We start from the raw sequence: 1,097 nt of genomic DNA, 5'->3' as shown, positions 1-1,097 counted from the left end.
ACCAGGGTGGACAGATCGCCGAGAGTTCTTGCCTTGTCGGCCGATTCGGTGAAGGCCGCGTGTTCGTCGGCGTCGAGCTGGCCGTCGGCGCGGGCGGCGTCGAGTGCCGCTGTGGTGCGGGCCCGGTCGGCGTCGCGGGCCCTGGTCCTGGCGGGGTATTCGCCGGAGTGCTTACGGCCGAATCGCTTTCGTCCGGCGGGCGGCTGACCACCGAAAACAGCCGGTGATTGCAGGTCGGCGGTCAGTCGTTCCAGCTCACCAAGGGTGCGCGCGGAACCGGCGCGAGCCACCCGGTCGTGGTACTCGTGTGCGCCGAGCTGGCCCTCGGCGTAGGCCGCGTCAAGCACGGTCGACACTTGCGCGCGATCGATATCACGCGCCCTCGTCACGGAATCGGCGGCTCTGCGAGCCCGCCCGGAATCAGCCATCGTTGCGGCGCGCCTCACCTGCGGAAATACCCGGGCCGACCCCGGTATCGGCAGTTTACGACGAGAGCACGGAAGAAGCGGTGCCACCGGCACCGGGATACAAACCCAGCTACTCTGGTGATCGTGCGAATTCAGCGGCAGGTGGTCGACTATGCGCTCCGGCGCAGGTCGCTGCTCGCTGACGTCTACGCGGGCCGGGTCGGTGTCGCCGAGGTGTGCGATGCGAATCCGTACCTGCTCCGGGCCGCCAAGTTCCATGGCCGGGGCAGCGAGGTCACCTGCCCGATCTGCCGGAAAGAGCAGCTGACCTTGGTTTCGTGGGTGTACGGCGACGGGCTCGGCCAGGTGGCCGGTTCCGCGCGGACGCCCGAGGAGCTGGTCAGGATGGCAGAGTCGAACGAGGAATTCTCGGTCCATGTCGTCGAGGTGTGCCGCTCGTGCAGCTGGAACCATCTGGTGCAGTCGTATGTGCTCGGATCGGCGCCTTCGCCGGTCCGCCGCCGGGCGAGTTCGCGGGCGGGGCGTCGCTCTGCGGCCGAGTGATGGGGCGGCCGAATGAGACAGCCACCGGGTGATGGTGGCCACCACATGACGCGCCGCTGTTCGGGGTGCAAGGTATCCGCGCCGGTTGTCCGGCGCGGATGTCGTGTGCCGGTTGAACCATACGAG

At 68.4% G+C, this 1,097-nt stretch carries 2 protein-coding genes; one reads left to right on the top strand and one right to left on the bottom strand.

Features of this window, described 5'->3' with window-relative positions:
* A partial coding sequence (locus ACFWPJ_RS25660) for a DUF1707 domain-containing protein (RefSeq protein WP_378854953.1) occupies window positions 1-356 on the bottom strand: 356 nt, incomplete at its 3' end.
* A gap of 195 nt (window positions 357-551) precedes the next feature.
* On the opposite strand from ACFWPJ_RS25660, the gene ACFWPJ_RS25655 reads away from it, so the two are divergent.
* Window positions 552-971 (top strand): DUF5318 domain-containing protein, encoded by a 420-nt coding sequence (locus tag ACFWPJ_RS25655; protein WP_378854951.1) that lies wholly within the window; start codon window positions 552-554, stop codon window positions 969-971.
* Window positions 972-1,097 lie beyond the last annotated feature (126 nt).

The organism is Nocardia sp. NPDC058497 (genome assembly GCF_042720195.1).
Taxonomy (GTDB): Bacteria; Actinomycetota; Actinomycetes; order Mycobacteriales; family Mycobacteriaceae; genus Nocardia.
The sequence above is the reverse complement of the archived record's forward strand: the minus strand, read 5'-3'. Positions and strand labels throughout refer to the sequence as shown.